Origin of the sequence: Weizmannia sp. FSL K6-0777 (genome assembly GCF_038593185.1) — a bacterium.
In the GTDB taxonomy this organism is placed as follows: domain Bacteria; phylum Bacillota; class Bacilli; order Bacillales; family Bacillaceae_C; genus Weizmannia; species Weizmannia faecalis.
This window is the reverse complement of record NZ_CP151971.1, coordinates 16608-31632: the sequence shown is the minus strand read 5'-3', so window position 1 is coordinate 31632 and position 15025 is coordinate 16608. Positions and strand designations below refer to the sequence as shown.

Annotated in this window: 16 protein-coding genes and 1 pseudogene; 1 reads left to right on the top strand and 16 read right to left on the bottom strand. The window is 46.5% G+C overall.

Translation table 11 applies throughout. From position 1 onward, the window contains the following. Window positions 1-69 precede the first annotated feature (69 nt). The 4 genes from rsmA to metG form a co-directional block, all read right to left on the bottom strand. Window positions 70-957, bottom strand: a complete 888-nt coding sequence (rsmA, locus tag NST70_RS00150) for a 16S rRNA (adenine(1518)-N(6)/adenine(1519)-N(6))-dimethyltransferase RsmA (RefSeq protein WP_014096582.1) — start codon at window positions 955-957, stop codon at window positions 70-72. Beyond that, window positions 912-1514, bottom strand: coding sequence for a ribonuclease M5 (gene rnmV / locus NST70_RS00145; protein ID WP_014096583.1), 603 nt, complete (start codon window positions 1512-1514; stop codon window positions 912-914). The genes rsmA and rnmV overlap by 46 nt, the downstream gene beginning before the upstream one ends. Before the next feature lie 18 nt (window positions 1515-1532). Then, entirely contained in the window at window positions 1533-2309 is a 777-nt protein-coding gene (locus tag NST70_RS00140) for a TatD family hydrolase (protein ID WP_179234116.1), read from the bottom strand. A 150-nt stretch (window positions 2310-2459) separates the two neighbouring features. Next, window positions 2460-4427 carry a methionine--tRNA ligase gene (metG, locus tag NST70_RS00135; protein WP_260832189.1) on the bottom strand — a complete coding sequence of 656 codons (1968 nt, stop codon included), beginning with the start codon at window positions 4425-4427 and terminating at the stop codon, window positions 2460-2462. 455 nt (window positions 4428-4882) lie between these two features. Between metG and NST70_RS00130 the strand changes: the two are divergent. Beyond that, window positions 4883-5143: pseudogene (locus NST70_RS00130) on the top strand (AbrB/MazE/SpoVT family DNA-binding domain-containing protein); the annotation flags it as partial. A 170-nt stretch (window positions 5144-5313) separates the two neighbouring features. On the opposite strand, the gene rsmI reads toward NST70_RS00130, so the two are convergent. From rsmI to NST70_RS00070, 12 genes are all read right to left on the bottom strand, one after another. Then, window positions 5314-6198 (bottom strand): 16S rRNA (cytidine(1402)-2'-O)-methyltransferase, encoded by an 885-nt coding sequence (gene rsmI / locus NST70_RS00125; RefSeq protein ID WP_017550881.1) that lies wholly within the window; start codon window positions 6196-6198, stop codon window positions 5314-5316. Beyond that, complete coding sequence (locus NST70_RS00120; RefSeq protein WP_014096588.1) at window positions 6161-6454, bottom strand: GIY-YIG nuclease family protein; 294 nt, start codon at window positions 6452-6454, stop codon at window positions 6161-6163. The genes rsmI and NST70_RS00120 overlap by 38 nt, the downstream gene beginning before the upstream one ends. After that, window positions 6438-7184, bottom strand: coding sequence for a tRNA1(Val) (adenine(37)-N6)-methyltransferase (locus NST70_RS00115; RefSeq protein WP_017550882.1), 747 nt, complete (start codon window positions 7182-7184; stop codon window positions 6438-6440). Before NST70_RS00115 ends, NST70_RS00120 begins: the two co-directional genes overlap by 17 nt. Before the next feature lie 79 nt (window positions 7185-7263). Continuing rightward, window positions 7264-7647, bottom strand: coding sequence for a DNA replication initiation control protein YabA (gene yabA, locus NST70_RS00110; RefSeq protein ID WP_014096590.1), 384 nt, complete (start codon window positions 7645-7647; stop codon window positions 7264-7266). 15 nt (window positions 7648-7662) lie between these two features. Continuing rightward, window positions 7663-8490, bottom strand: coding sequence for a stage 0 sporulation family protein (locus NST70_RS00105; RefSeq protein ID WP_013857981.1), 828 nt, complete (start codon window positions 8488-8490; stop codon window positions 7663-7665). After that, a complete protein-coding gene (holB, locus tag NST70_RS00100) occupies window positions 8483-9484 on the bottom strand; it encodes a DNA polymerase III subunit delta' (RefSeq protein WP_014096591.1) in 1002 nt (333 codons plus the stop codon). Before holB ends, NST70_RS00105 begins: the two co-directional genes overlap by 8 nt. A 16-nt stretch (window positions 9485-9500) precedes the next feature. Then, a complete protein-coding gene (locus NST70_RS00095; RefSeq protein ID WP_014096592.1) occupies window positions 9501-9941 on the bottom strand; it encodes a YaaR family protein in 441 nt (146 codons plus the stop codon). 15 nt (window positions 9942-9956) lie between these two features. Next, complete coding sequence (locus tag NST70_RS00090; protein ID WP_013857978.1) at window positions 9957-10286, bottom strand: cyclic-di-AMP receptor; 330 nt, start codon at window positions 10284-10286, stop codon at window positions 9957-9959. A 101-nt stretch (window positions 10287-10387) separates the two neighbouring features. After that, the gene (tmk, locus tag NST70_RS00085; RefSeq protein WP_035190701.1) at window positions 10388-11041 is read right to left on the bottom strand and encodes a dTMP kinase; all 654 of its coding nucleotides are present in this window, start codon (window positions 11039-11041) and stop codon (window positions 10388-10390) included. 13 nt (window positions 11042-11054) lie between these two features. Continuing rightward, complete coding sequence (locus tag NST70_RS00080) at window positions 11055-12524, bottom strand: aminotransferase class I/II-fold pyridoxal phosphate-dependent enzyme (protein WP_017550884.1); 1470 nt, start codon at window positions 12522-12524, stop codon at window positions 11055-11057. A 182-nt stretch (window positions 12525-12706) separates the two neighbouring features. After that, on the bottom strand, window positions 12707-12919 hold the full coding sequence (locus NST70_RS00075; protein ID WP_014096595.1) for a sigma factor G inhibitor Gin: 213 nt from the start codon (window positions 12917-12919) through the stop codon (window positions 12707-12709). Between the two features lie 667 nt (window positions 12920-13586). Then, entirely contained in the window at window positions 13587-14762 is a 1176-nt protein-coding gene (locus NST70_RS00070) for an IS256 family transposase (RefSeq protein ID WP_017551449.1), read from the bottom strand. Window positions 14763-15025 lie beyond the last annotated feature (263 nt).

The following is a 15025-nucleotide window of genomic DNA, read 5'->3' as shown; positions in this document are numbered from 1 at the left end:
ACTATATATGCACTGCCTTCGGAAATGGTGAAAAAGCCGGGGGAAGCGCTCCCCCGGCTGATGCGACATTTAGGATGATGTGTGAAAAATGGGAAACAAGGCATTGCTTAATGCGGCAAATTCCTCGAGGCTGAGCGTTTCCCCCCTTCTTGACGGTTCAATTTTAAGCTGCTCGAGTACGGAAAGGAGTGTCTCTTTCTTGTCTTTTCCGCCGGGAAGGCCAGCAGTCAAATTATTGATCAAGGTTTTCCGCCGCTGGGCAAAGGAAGCTTTTGCCACCTGAAAAAAGAACGCTTCATCTTTAACCTCGACTTTCGGTTTGTCCCTTTTCACAAGCTTTACCACGGCGGAATCCACATTCGGCTGCGGCATAAAAACCGTTTTCGGCACAATCATCGCCACTTCCGCCGTCATATAATACTGGATGGCAATGGAAAGCGTGCCGTAGTTTTTCGTGCCGGGAACCGCCGAAATCCGGTCGGCCACTTCTTTTTGCAGCATCACGACCATGCCGCGGATCGGATACAGGCCGGTGACAAATTTTAATATGATCGGGGTCGTCACGTAATACGGCAGATTGGCGACAACCATGATATCGTTTATGCCGGCAAATTCCGTTTCCAGCACTTTTCCAACATCGGCCTTTAACACGTCTTCATAGATCACGTTTACATTCGGGTACGGCGCCAGCGTATCTTTCAGGATCGGGGCAAGCCTTTTGTCGATTTCAAAGGCCACGACTTTTTTGCTGCGGCGGGCGAGATGTTCCGTGAGCGCACCAATGCCGGGACCGATTTCAACAACGCCGGACTCTTCCGTTAAATCCGCCGTATCCGTAATATTCCGCAGAATGTTCGGGTCAATTAAAAAATTTTGGCCCAGGCTTTTTTTAAACGAAAATCCGTACCGGTTTAAAATCGCTTTTGTCCGGATGGGGGTGGCAATGTCTTTTTGCAAGTTGATTCCTCCTGTAACACTTTCATCAGAGCATCCCGGAACGTTTCTTTATCGATTTGGAACACCATCAGCCGCTTATGGAGCTGCTTGCCGTTCGTGTATCCGATTTTTAAAAGTTCCCCGATTCTTGCCCTTCTTTGTTTCGCCAGCGGGCCGGCAATCAGACCGGCAGCCATTAAATCATCCCTTGTGATGACTTCCGGCACGGCTTCCTCCATTTGATGCGCCTCCCGTAGCGCTTGCCGGATCGCCGCAGGGTGGGCATGTTCAACCCCGATTCCCCGGTCCTCGGGCGCCCGTGCCTCCTGTTTGGCCAAAAATGCGTGTTTGCAGCCGGGCACTTTTTCCGCGATCGTTTTGCGGATTTTTTCGCCGGGAAAATCAGGATCGGTGAAAATGATGGCGCCCCTTTTTTCCTGGGCAAGGCGGATTTTTTCAATCGTACTTTCCGAAATGGCCGACCCGTTTGTTTCAATCGTGTCGGCATCGAGCGCCCGCTTAATGGCCGCTGTGTCGTCTTTGCCTTCCACGACAATAACCTCTTTTAATTTTGCCATGCGGATAAAACTCGCTTTCTATGCATGATCTTTTATTCTAAACAATTTTTCTGCATTTAACATCGTCTGTTCGGCAACTTTTTCAAAAGGAATGCCTTTAATTTCCGCAATCTGCTCAGCGACCAGTTTCACATATGCCGGCTCATTGCGTTTCCCGCGGTACGGATGCGGGGCAAGATAAGGGCAGTCCGTCTCAACCAAAAGCTTTTCAAGCGGGACCTCGGCAGCTACTTCTTTCGGTTTTTTTGCATTTTTAAACGTCACCGGGCCGCCAAGTGAAATGTAGAAATTCATTTTGATGCATTCTTTCGCCGTTTCCGGGCTGCCGCTGAAACAGTGCATAATGCCGCCTGCTTCCTGTGCATTTTCCTCTTTTAAAATTTGCACACAGTCTTCTGTCGCTTCCCGGTTATGGATAATAATGGGCAAATCAAGCTTTTTGGCGAGCCGGATTTGCCGCCTGAACACTTCCTGCTGTACCTCTTTCGGCGATTTATCCCAATGATAGTCCAGCCCGATTTCGCCGATCGCCACCACTTTCGGATGATGGGCAAGAGATTCAATCCAGTCCAGGTCTTCATCTTTCATGTCAATCGCATCAACCGGGTGCCAGCCGATCGCTGCATACAGAAACGGGTATTGGTCAATCAGCGCCATCGCTTTTTGGATGGTCGGCCTGTCAAACCCGACGACCGTCATCTTTTCCACACCGGCTTCCCGTGCTCGCGCGATGGTGGCTTCTAAATCGTCTTTGAACGCTTCATCATTGATATGCACATGGGTATCAAATAACATCTTTTTCACCTCAAATTCTTCACGTTTGTTTTCACATATGATCGGGAAAAACATCTATTTTTCCTGAAAAGTAAAAGAAAAACATAGAGAGATCCGTCGAAATTTGTTCCACGTGAAACATCTCTATGTTTTTCATCTCATCTGGTCCCTTTATTTGACAATCGCGCCGAGCGGCAGGCTTTCATCAATGGTTGCCAATGACAATATGCCGTCTTTTTCGCCTGCGAGAATCATGCCTTGTGACCATTCACCGCGCAATTTGACAGGTTTCAGATTGGCCACGACAATGACTCTGCGCCCGACCAGTTCTTCCGGTTTGTAATATTCCGCAATGCCGGAAACAACCTGGCGCTGTTCATCTCCAAGGTCAAGCTGCAGTTTCAACAGTTTGTCGGCTTTTTTTACCGGCTCACAAGCGGTTACTTTTGCGACACGTAATTCCACTTTTGCGAAATCATCGATCGTGATCCCGGCTTTTGTGTCTTCCGCTTTCGCTTTTTCTTCTTTCGTTTCTTCTTTTTTCGGAGCCGCACCTTGCATTTGCGATTTGATAAACTGAATTTCTTTTTCCATATCGAGACGCGGGAAAATCGGCTTGCCTTTTTTCACAACCTTTGTGCCTTCCGGAATGCTGCCGAATAAGGACAGGCTTTCCCATGTATGCAAGCTCTCATCCGTAATGTTCAGCTGGTCAAAAATTTTCTTTGGCGTTGATGTCAAAAACGGCTGTAAAAGGATGGCGATATGGCGCAGCGACTCCGCCAAATGGACCATCACTTCGGCAAGATCCGCCCGTTTGGTTTCATCTTTTGCCAATGTCCACGGAGTTGTTTCATCAATATATTTGTTTGTACGGCTGACAAATTCCCATAAAGAAGCGAGTGCAACCGAGAACTGCATGTTTTCCATCGCATCTTCGTATTTTTTCACAGCCTCTTTATATGCGGTCACAAGCTGGATGGAATACGGATTGTGCGAACCGGCAAACGTTGGAATGACACCGTCAAAATACTGGTTCATCATCGCAATCGTACGGTTCAGCAGATTGCCCAGATCATTGGCGAGGTCAAAATTGATCCGTTCCACAAACCCTTCCGGCGTAAAAATGCCATCCGCCCCAAACGGCACTTCACGCAGCAAGTAATAGCGGAGTGCGTCGAGCCCGTACCGGTCAATCAAAGTAACCGGGTCAATGACATTCCCTTTTGATTTCGACATTTTTCCGTCTTTCATAAGGAGCCAGCCGTGTGCAAATACTTTTTTCGGCAGCGGAAGGCCAAGCGCCATCAGCATAATCGGCCAGTAAATCGTATGGAAACGAACGATTTCCTTGCCAACAAGATGGACGTCAGCCGGCCAGTATTTCCGGTAGTTCGAATCGTCATCACTACCGTAACCGAGTGCTGTAATATAGTTAGTCAGGGCATCAATCCAGACATAGATGACATGTTTCGGATCCCCGGGCACTTTTATCCCCCAGTCAAACGTTGTCCGCGATACAGCAAGATCCTCAAGCCCCGGTTTGATGAAGTTATTGATCATTTCATTTTTCCGGCTTTCCGGTTGAATGAAATCCGGATTTTCCTCATAGTATTGCAAAAGCCGGTCGACATATTTCCCCATTTTGAAAAAGTACGATTCCTCTTTTACTTTTTCTACTGGTCTGCCGCAGTCCGGGCATTTGCCGTCCACAAGCTGGCGTTCCGTGAAGAAGGATTCACAAGGCGTACAGTACCAGCCTTCGTACTCTCCCAAATAAATATCGCCCTGGTCAAGCAGCTTCTTGAAAATCTTTTCCACTGCCTTTTTGTGGCGGTCCTGGGTCGTGCGAATAAAATCATCATTGGATATTTCGAGTTTTTTCCATAGATCCTGGATGCCGGCGACAATTTCGTCGACATATTGCTGCGGTGTCACGTCTTTTTCCTTTGCTTTGCGTTGGATTTTCTGGCCGTGCTCATCCGTGCCGGTCAGGAACATGACGTCAAACCCGCGCAGCCTTTTATAACGGGCCATCGCATCGCCTGCAACGGTTGTATAGGCATGGCCGATATGTAAATTTCCGCTCGGATAATAGATCGGCGTTGTGATATAAAAAGTTTTCCGTTTCTCTTCCAAACCAGCCTCCACCTTTCGATAACATTAGACATTTCTTTTGCACATTTCGCGCGCTGCTTAGAACTTCTAAACAATAAGTATAAAACTTTTCGTGAAAATAAGCAAAAACGTGGATTTTTGAAAAAAAGGCCCATATATTCAGTATACCGCATCAACAGGATGCATTGCATCTTTATGGCGCCCGGTACAGCACATTATCCATTATAGACGGCATTCCGCCGGTTTAACCGGTGCAAGGGCCGTGACTTTTATCCTTGTCGAAAAATATTTTAAACAAATTTGTTTTTTTATTCCAATTTATCTTCTATAATACAATTAGATAGGTTGTATAGTTTTTGAAGATTCAGGGGTATTCGCCAGTTTTCGATAGATATAGAAGGTCAGCATTTGTGCAACCGGGTTTGGTATCAGGGTTTTGTACAGGTTCACATTTACTTTAAGGGAGGAAAGCGTTAATGAAATCAACAGGCATTGTACGGAAAGTCGACGAGCTCGGCCGTGTTGTCATTCCAATTGAATTGCGGAGAAATCTTGGCATTGCTGAAAAAGATGCATTGGAGATTTATGTCGATGATGACAAGATCATTTTGAAAAAGTACAAGCCCAATATGACCTGTCTCGTTACCGGGGAAGTCTCGGATGACAATCTCCAGCTGGCAGGCGGAAAAATTGTTTTAAGCCGTGAAGGCGCAGAATTGCTGATGCAAGAAATTAAAGAAAATTTTCATTTGGAAGATCAACCGGCTGAAGAAAATGAACAGGCAAAAGACGAAGCAGATCCATTCGCATCCAAACCTGAGCCGGAACCGGAACCCCGCTGAAACGCGGGGTTTTTTTAAGCCTTGGACAGATCTTTGTTGCCAAATATCCTCCCTAGGTTTTTAATTCACAGTTCGTGATAGATTTGGTAGACTTCCCTTTTTGGCAGTTTCCGGTCTTTTGCCGCAAGCTTGATCGCTTCTTTTGCCGGCAGCTGTTTTTGCTGCATATAGGCTTCCACATGCTCCTTAACGGATAGCGCCGTCCACCAGAAATCGTCGTCTTCTTCCCCTGTTTCAGGGCTACCTTCCACAACCAGGCAGAACTCGCCGCGCACTTCATTGTTTTCGACCCATTCCACCGCTTCTTGAATCGTCCCCCGCAAAAATTCCTCAAATTTTTTCGTCAGCTCACGGCTGATGGAAATTTGTCGCTCACCCAGCACCTCCGCCATCATTTGCAGCGTATGTTTCAGCCGGTGCGGTGCTTCATACAAAATGAAAGTGGACGGAATTTTTGCGAGCCGTTCCAGTGCCGCCCGCTTTTCCTGCTTTTCCCGTGGCAGAAAACCGTAAAACGTAAACGGCTGCGGTGCAATCCCAGAAGCAATTAACGCCGTAAGTGCCGCGTTTGCGCCTGGAAGCGGCACAACAGGGATCCCTTCGCGAATGCAGGCAGTGGCAAGCTCATAACCCGGATCCGAAATGCACGGCATGCCTGCGTCGCTTACAAGGGCAATCTTTTCGCCGCGCGTAAGCCTCATGATTAAATCGCGTGTGCTCGCTTCTTTATTATGTTCGTGATGACTTACAAACGGCGTGTGAATATCGAAGTAGCTGCACAACTTTTTGCTGTTTCGCGTATCTTCAGCAGCAATCAAATCGGCTTCTTTTAAAATGCGCACCGCCCGGAATGTCATATCTTCCAGATTGCCAATCGGGGTCGGGACCAAATAGAGAATCCCTTTATTTTTTTCATCCTGGAAACTTTGCTGCCTGTGCAAGGTCGACACCTGCCTTCTCCAAAAATCGCTCTTTTTCCCGGCGTGAAAGCTTTTTAAAAGCATATTCCGCTTTCATGGCCTCGCTTTTTGTCGCATATTCCTGAAAATACAAAAGCTTGACCGGTGTCCGCGTTCGCGTATACTTGGCGCCCCGGCCCTCGCTGTGTTCGCGGAAGCGCCGTTTTAAATCAACGGTATACCCGCCGTAAAAACTGCCGTCACAGCATAGAAGCACGTAAAAATATGATTTAGTTTTTGTTTCCATACAGCAATTCTTTCACTTCTTCCGTATATTCGCCATCCTGCCCGTACACGAACAACGGTGGGAGAATCTTTAAATCCGGTTTTCCGTCTTTTATGCCTTCCACCAGAATCGTATTCGCTTCTTTGCCTGCTTTCGGATAAACAAACCGGAGCCGTTTTGGTTCGAGACGGTGTTTTTTCATCAACGTAATCAAGTCGACCAGACGTCCCGGGCGGTGCACAAACGCCGCTTTGCCGCCCTGCTTGAGCATCCTGCTGCTGACTTTTACGACATCTTCCAATGTACAAAAAATTTCATGGCGGGCAATCGCAAAATGCTCATTTTCATTTTGAATATTCTTCGTCTGCGAAGGAAAATAAGGCGGATTGCACGTTACCACGTCAAATTTGCTGCAGCCGAGCACATCCGGCATCTCCTTCAAATCGCCGTGAATGATCCGGATCCTGTCCTCAAGCCCGTTATAAGCGACGCTTCTTTTTGCCATATCCGAGAGGCGTTCCTGAATTTCGACCCCGGTAATCTCCGCTTTCGTACGGTTGCTTAATAAAAGCGGGATTACCCCGTTCCCCGTGCACAAATCAAGCACTTTCCCTTTTTGGATCGGCAGCCATGCAAACTTTGCCAGAAGCACCGCATCCAATGAAAAAGCAAACACGGACGGGCTTTGCACAATCCTTAAATTTTCCGCAAGCAAATAATCCAATCGTTCGTCTCCTGATAATGTCACCATACCCTGTAGCCTCCAAAAACAACGGCTGCATAAAACAGCCTTCCCGGTAAAAGGAAGGCTTTTCATCTTGGACCGTTCGTTACTTCTTGTTCAAAAAGGAAAGGCAGAACAGGCAATCTTCCCCGTTGCGTGGGCTGCCGAAATGGACATTGCAAATATGGAAGCCTTCCTGATAAAGGCGGGCCAGATTGTCGTACCCTTCGCCGATATCAAGAAGCGTCTGCGGCACGCCCTTTTCCTTGATTTTCCGGACAATCTCGGCCGGTTCCTCATGCGAATCTGTGCCTTCCCCGCCGGATTCGGGCTGCAACTGGCGCCTGAAATAGTCATTCTGAATTTTCAAAATGCTGTTTTCTTCAATGACTTCCGTCAAATCCCGTTTCAGTTCCCCCAACTTTTCCTGGAGCGCCCCGATCTGCACTTCCATTTGCTGTATCGCCTCAAATAATTCTTTCCTATCCATCAGTTCTCCACCTCATTAATCCGTGGATTGAATTGACACAACATCCGCACTTAAAAATTCTTCCATCGTATACTCAATCGTACGCCCCTGGCTTTGTAATTCAATTTGCAAAACGCGTTCCAAAATGTTCAGGCCGGTCACTTTTCCGGTTCCGTAAGGCGTTTTCACCATTTCCCCGACATCCGGAAACGCTTCTTTTACCGCTTCATATTCATCATTCTCATATTTCAGGCAGCACATGAGACGTCCGCAAAGCCCAGAAATTTTCGCCGGATTTAATGACAAATTCTGGTCTTTTGCCATTTTGATCGATACCGGCTCAAAATCACCCAAAAACGTGGAACAGCACAGCATCCTGCCGCAAGGACCGATGCCGCCAAGCATTTTGGCTTCATCCCGCACCCCGATTTGGCGGAGTTCGATCCTTGTCCGGAAAATGGACGCCAAATCTTTTACGAGCTCCCGGAAATCGACACGCCCGTCAGCGGTAAAATAAAAAATAATCTTATTCCGGTCAAATGTATACTCCACATCCACCAGCTTCATCTCAAGCTGGTGTTCCGCAATTTTTTTCATGCAAATCCCATATGCTTCTTTTGCTGCCGCTTTATTTTCATCCACTGTCATATGATCTTTCTGGTCGGCAATCCGGATGATTTTTTTCAGCGGCAACACGACATCATGTTCCCCGACAACTTTGGGATTTGTCACAACAAAGCCATACTCAATGCCGCGCGCAGTTTCGACGATGACGGCATCATTTTTTTTAACGGGAAAATCGCCTGGGTCGAAATAATATACTTTGCCGGCTTTTTTAAACCGGATTCCTACTACGTTAAACAAAGGCCGTTCCCCCCTGCAAATTTAAAACAAGCTGTTCCATGAGCAGCTGTTGATTGACATTGGCACCCAATTTCTTTTTTGCATCAAGAATGGCTGCCAGTTTTTCAGCCAGAGAACGCGGGGAGCAGGAAAGAATATCTGCAGAAAGACGGTTTAGCTGATCGGGATAAACGACATCTTCCTGTTTTCCCAGATGGATGGAAAGAAGATCTTTATAAATCCATATCAACAGATCCAACCCGAGATCCAGTTGATTTTTTTCTTTAAAATGCCCAAACCACGCTTCCTGCAAAAAAACCATTGCGTGGGAAGGTGATTTTGAAAGGGTTGTATACAATTTTAACACGATTTTTCGGGCTTGTGCAAACCACTCATCTTTGCTTAAATCAAGCGCTTCTTCCAAGTGGCTTGTCATATGGGAAAGAAGCGGGGCCAAATCGGGGCTGACCCCGTTTTCAATCAGCTGTTTTTTCAGTATGGCGGGTGGGACCGGCTTGAATGAAACAACCTGGCAGCGGGATAAAATGGTCGGCAGGATCCGGTGCAGCTGGGTTGTCATCAGCACAGCCGTCGTACCAGGATTCGGCTCTTCCAGAAACTTCAGCAGGCTGTTGGCGGCGCCTGTTGACATTTTTTCAGCGTCTACAATCATATACAGTTTCCGTTTCGACTCCACTGCCCGTTTGGAAAACTCCTGCTGCAACGCTTTAATCTGCTCCTTCTTGATCGAAAGGCCGTCCGGTTCAACCAGATGAACGTCAGGATGGGTGCCGTGGCTGATTCTTAAGCAATTCGAACAGCTTTCGCATGGGAAAAAATCATCCACAGGCTGCAGGCAAAATAATGTTTTCGCCAGTAGCTGTGCAGCTTCTTTTTTCCCTGTGCCGCGTCCGCCTTCAAATAAATAAGCATGCGCCATCCGGCTGCGCCTGATGCTGTGTTTCAGCAAAGTTGCTGCAACAGGCTGAATACTTTCAAATGCTTCCCATGTCATGGCTTCTTCCACTCTCTTAAGTATATAAATTAATCAGCAAACCTTTTACCTCGCCGATTTTCCCCAGTATATCGAGAGCGGGCTGCTCTTTTCTGAGACAGGCGTCGGTAAGATCCGCCAGTTTTTTGTCTATGGTTTCCACTATATTCAATTTGCGGCTTTCCCCGAACCGGTCGAAGCTTTGTGACTGTTTATTTTTCATCCCGTATTCGACAGTTTGCTTCACAAATTGTTTTACAAGCGACTTGAATTTGGACAAATCTTTAAGATTGCGCGAACGGGCAAGTCGGCTGCCGGCTTCGTCAATTTGCGACAATAGCTGGTGAAATTCATTCATTTGCAGCTTTTCCCTGCTTGTGTCCATCATTTCGGCAAAATTTGTTGTGCCCGTTACCATGCTTTTTGCTTCGCGGGCCGTTTTGTCCAAACCAATACGCAAATCCTGTTGTATTTTCAATCCCTTATTCCCCCGTTAAAACTGGTGAAATTCATCTACTGGCAGGACAAATACTGTCGCGCCCCCCACTTCGATTTCGACCGGATACGGGATGTAGCTGTCGGCATTTCCGCCCATCGGTGAAACCGGGGTAATAAACTGTTCCCTCGATTTGCAATTTTCCTTAATGACCTGCAGCGCTTTATTGACACGAATTTCTTCCGTCCCAATCAGAAAAGTCGTATTGCCTGATTTTAAAAACCCGCCTGTTGATGCAAGTTTTGTCACACGAAAATTATGATCAACCATGGCTTTCATCAACCGGTTGCTGTCCTGGTCCTGTACGACTGCGACGATCAGTTTCATTTTTTCCCCTCCTGAATTTTCAACCGTATATTTATCCCTCATTATATCATCTTCCATTTACCGTTATATATGAAATTCTGCTCCTGTATGTGAATTTCCTTTTATCCGAGGAAATTTTTCCCGTAATGTCGGAAAATGGCGTCCAGCACTTTTTGCAAAGCGGTATGATATATATATTCTACCTCTTTATTGGCATCAATGGCATGTATTCTCTCCGGAAACCGTTTTAACAATATTTGGAACCCTTCTCTTACCTTTCTATGGAAGTCGATGGCTTCCAGATCAAGGCGGTTTACTTCACGGTTGTGATTTTTGGCAATCCGGCTGAGGCCTGTCTCTGCTTCTACATCAAAATAGAGCGTCAAATCCGGCAGCAGCCCGCCCGTTGCAAACTGATTGATCCGGTATACTTCCTCTATCCCGATTCCTCGCGCATAGCCCTGGTACGCGAGCGAACTGTCAATAAACCGGTCACACAGGACAATGCGCCCCTGTTCTAGTGCCGGCAAGACCTTCTCTGCTAGATGCTGGCGACGGCTTGCCGCATACAGCAAAGCTTCCGTCCGCGCATCCATTTCCGTATTTTCCGGGTTCAAAATGATGTGCCGAATCTGCTCGGCAATTTTAATGCCCCCGGGTTCCCGCGTCAACACAACGGGATAGCCGTTTTCCTTTAAGTGTGCGGCAATCATCCCGGTAATGGTCGTTTTCCCCGCACCCTCAGGTCCTTCTGCTGTAATAAAAATTCCTTTCATGTTCTCTCCCTCTCTATTTATAAACTGCCAGCCTGTTTTCAAAAAACGGAGCATCCGCGTGAAACCTTGCCCCGCAAGCGCGCAGTTGTTGGATTTGGTAAATATGGGCGTCTCTAACCTGTTCACCCGGCACAAGAAGCGGCACACCGGGCGGATACGGCGTAACCATTTTTGCCGCAATCCGCCCCTTCGCTTCTGCAAATGATACCCATTCTACCTCTTTTTCTTCCATTTCATCATAAGCAAGGTGGAGTTCCGTTAACCCATGCAGGACGTCCAAGCCTGCTGTTTCCATCCGGCTATATCCGGACGCCTGTTTTTGCTCCACCCGTTTCAGCAGGGATTCATTCTCGGCTTGTGGAGATACTCCGGACAGTGCTGCTTCGATCCGCCCGGCAGCATCCTCATACGGAAAAGGCATACCGTTTTTTAAAAGCGGCAGCACAAAGACAACCCGTTGTAAATCCGCCATTTCTGTGTACACACCGGCACCTTCAAGCACGGACTGAAGTTTGAACCCGGAGAGGCCGGGAAATGTCGCCAGCAATTTCAGCGGATCCTGCCCCTCCTTTTTCTCCCATTTTAACATCTTGCTGAGCCGCGCGGAAAATTGCTCCCTTTGTGTCAGGGTATAGCAGATATCTTCACGGCTGAAATTGGCGGCATACCACCTTGCGTAATCGAGCGACATCATAATGGGATACGACGGGCTGCTCGATTGCAGTGCCGATAAATAGAATCCAAGTCTTTCAAACGGAAAATGCGGCGCACGGATATGTAAAAAAGACCCCATTGTCATAGCCGGCAGCATCTTATGGGCAGACTGGACAGCGGCATCTGCCCCCTGGTGAAGCGCCGTCTCCGGAAACGGGGAGCCAATCTGAAAATGCGCACCATGGGCTTCATCCACCAACACATAAGCGCCGTTTTGATGTGCGATGTCAGCCACAGCCCGCAAATCGTAGGTGATGCCATAATAAGTCGGATAAGTCAAAATACACGCTTTCACGTCCCGGTATTTCCTGAACGCCTGTACAAATAATCTTTCTGAAAATCCTGCCGGCATTTGGCGTTCCTTATCGATTTCAGGAAAAACAAAAACCGGATTTGCCCTGGCAAGCCTGAGGGCATGCAAAACCGATTGATGGCAGTTCCGGTCCACAAGCACACGATCCCCCGGCCGGCATACAGAAAGGATCATGGCGAGGTTGCCAACGGTGCTTCCGTTTACGAGAAAATAGCTCTTTTCACTGCCGTAATAAGCAGCCAGCAAATCCTGTGCTTCTTGAATGGCTCCTTCAGCATGGTGCAAATCATCCAGCCCGGACAATTCTGTTGCATCATATTGTAAAAAAGACGCGCTTTCTTTTAACAACGGCTCAATCAACAAGCCGTTTTTATGCCCCGGCACGTGGAACGAAACGGGATTTTTATGTTGATAGCGGCATAGCGCTTCAAATAATGGCATTCGATTTTGATCCATCTCCGTACCCCTTATCATACGGAGCCGCCTGTAAAAACCGGCCCCGAGTTTACTTATTCTATTTTACTATAAACGGGTAAAAGCGGGCAGGAAATGGGTGATTGAAGTTTTTCCGATTGTCCGAGTATCTTTTCATAGAGTAGCATTTACACGGGCAGAACAAAAAAATAACCAAGCCTGTTTTAATATGCTTGGTCATGTATACATTTTGGGCTTTGAACTGCTTTCAACTGTCGGACAAAATAGGAATAACGCGGATCTCCCGTATCGGTACGGACCATTTCCTTTTCGCAGTCACTGCAGATAAATGATGTATAAAGATGGATGCCGTTATGTTTCAATTTCTCACAAACAATGCACATTTCCGGTTCATGTCTCAGGGCACTCCGATCCATCTGCTCCACCCCCTGCTCATTATAATTGCCATCATTTCCGCGGACTATTCACAATCAAAGAGATTTTTTCAAATGTTGCAACGAGAAAGCGAAATGATGTATGGTATCGTATGCCGGTTTTTCAGGTGTGTGTATGTCTCAAAAGAACGCGATAAGAAAGAGCTTGCTGACAAATTGGGTACAAACTCAGAATCGGATTCGTTCAGCAAACCTTAACGAAGACGGGCTTTATGTGAAGGAAGGCCGTCTTTTTTGCTTGCTTTCTTAACATAGACGCGCTCTATGTGAAGGAGGGCCCTCAATTTTCCGCGCTTCCTTAACGTAGACGCGCCCTATGTTAAGGAAGACCTTTGTTTTTGCTTGCTTCCTTAACATAGACGGGCTCTAAGTGAAGGAAGACCTTCGTTTTTGTTTGCTTCCTTAACGTAGACGCGCCCTATGTTAAGGAAGACCTTTGTTTTTGCTTGCTTCCTTAACATAGACGAGTCAAGTCCAGGTTATTGTGTAAATTTATGGGCAAATGTTTTCAACCACCCCTTCATTTTTTCGGCTTAACTTCCATGGATTTTTTTCTTCATCTCCGGGAAGGGATGTCAAATGCCTTTCAATTTGACATCCCTTCCCGGAGATGAAATCATCCATGATGGAAGTTAAGCTGAAAATGCTGCTAACTATTCTTTCCCATAAGTGACTTCCTCTTCGAGTATTCTGTATCTTGATACTGCATTAAAACGGCACCAACCAAACGAAAAGCAGATTGGGTATTAGGAAAAATGCGAATGACCCTTTCCCTTCTACGAACCTCTTGGTTAAGCCGCTCGAGGGAATTAGTACTCCGTATGTGCATACGGATATTCTCAGGAAAGTTCATGTATTGGATAGTATCTTCAAAACCTTCATCTAAAATGGCCAGAGCTTTTTCAAATCTTGCTTCTGTACCAAATTTGTTTATTAATTCATCTTTAAACTTGCGTATGTCCTCAATCGTAACGGCCTCAAACACGCGCTTAATCATCACCCGGATTTCTGCAGTATCTTTTTTGGGCAGTTTTTCAATGATATTGCGTTTAAAATGAACATTGCACCTTTGCCAAGCAGTGCCAATGAATTCCCGTTGTATTGCTTTCTGAAGGCCCATGTGAGCATCGGAAATAACGAGTTTTGGTGATTGGAGTCCACGTGATTTAAGTTGTTTAAAAAATGAACTCCAACTCTCCAAACTTTCTGCATGGTCAACGCTTAAACCCAGTATTTCACGTGTATTCTTCTCTGTAATGGCAGTCGCAATATAAACAGCCTTTGATATGACCTTATGGTGCTCCCGTACTTTTATATACATGGCGTCCACAAACACATAAGGGTAGTAGGTTGTATTCAACGGTCTCTCGGCCCAAGCATTCACAATGGGATCCAGTTTTTGCGTAAGGGAAGAGACAAACGACTTGGATACATTCTTACCGCAAAGCTGTTCTACGACATTTGTGACCTTACGGGTAGAGACGCCATTGATGACCATCTCCAACATAGAAAGGACGAAAGCTTGGTCACATCTGGCATACTTTTCAAATAAGGTAGTTGAGAATTCGCCATTACGTGTCCGGGGAACTTTTAATGTAACATTGCCGATGCTCATCAACAGCTCGCGTTCATAGTAACCGTTCCGGTAATCCCGGCGTTCAACAGCGCGTTCATAAGGGCTCGTTTTTAAATAGTCATCCCTTTCCTTTTCCATAAACTCGTTTAACACGAGGACAACCGCTGATTTAATTACCGCGTCAAGATCGGAAGTCATGATGGCTTCTTTTAAAACATCCAAATTTAAGTTAAACTGTAAGTGAGTCATTTTATCTCCTCTTTTCATTAGTTTATCGTCGTTGAAAACAGTGTTGCCAAGAGTTGATAAAATGACTCCTTCTTTTTACACAATTATACGGACTTAATCCATAGACGGGCTCTAAGTGAAGGAAGACCTTCGTTTTTGTTTGCTTCCTTGACGTAGACGGGCTATATGTGAAGGAAGGCCGTCTTTTTTGCTTGCTTTCTTAACATAGACGCGCTCTATGTGAAGGAGGGCCCTCAATTTTCCGCGCTTCCTTAACGTAGACG

Coding starts and splice junctions, on each gene's coding strand:
- rnmV (WP_014096583.1), bottom strand. CDS start 1,514: ATGGCAAAATTAAAAGAGGTTATTGTCGTGGAAGGCAAAGACGACACA.
- NST70_RS00140 (WP_179234116.1), bottom strand. CDS start 2,309: ATGTTATTTGATACCCATGTGCATATCAATGATGAAGCGTTCAAAGAC.
- NST70_RS00120 (WP_014096588.1), bottom strand. CDS start 6,454: ATGGAAACAAAAACTAAATCATATTTTTACGTGCTTCTATGCTGTGAC.
- NST70_RS00115 (WP_017550882.1), bottom strand. CDS start 7,184: ATGGTGACATTATCAGGAGACGAACGATTGGATTATTTGCTTGCGGAA.
- yabA (WP_014096590.1), bottom strand. CDS start 7,647: ATGGATAGGAAAGAATTATTTGAGGCGATACAGCAAATGGAAGTGCAG.
- holB (WP_014096591.1), bottom strand. CDS start 9,484: ATGACATGGGAAGCATTTGAAAGTATTCAGCCTGTTGCAGCAACTTTG.
- NST70_RS00090 (WP_013857978.1), bottom strand. CDS start 10,286: ATGAAACTGATCGTCGCAGTCGTACAGGACCAGGACAGCAACCGGTTG.
- tmk (WP_035190701.1), bottom strand. CDS start 11,041: ATGAAAGGAATTTTTATTACAGCAGAAGGACCTGAGGGTGCGGGGAAA.
- NST70_RS00080 (WP_017550884.1), bottom strand. CDS start 12,524: ATGGATCAAAATCGAATGCCATTATTTGAAGCGCTATGCCGCTATCAA.
- NST70_RS00075 (WP_014096595.1), bottom strand. CDS start 12,919: ATGGATCGGAGTGCCCTGAGACATGAACCGGAAATGTGCATTGTTTGT.
- NST70_RS00070 (WP_017551449.1), bottom strand. CDS start 14,762: ATGACTCACTTACAGTTTAACTTAAATTTGGATGTTTTAAAAGAAGCC.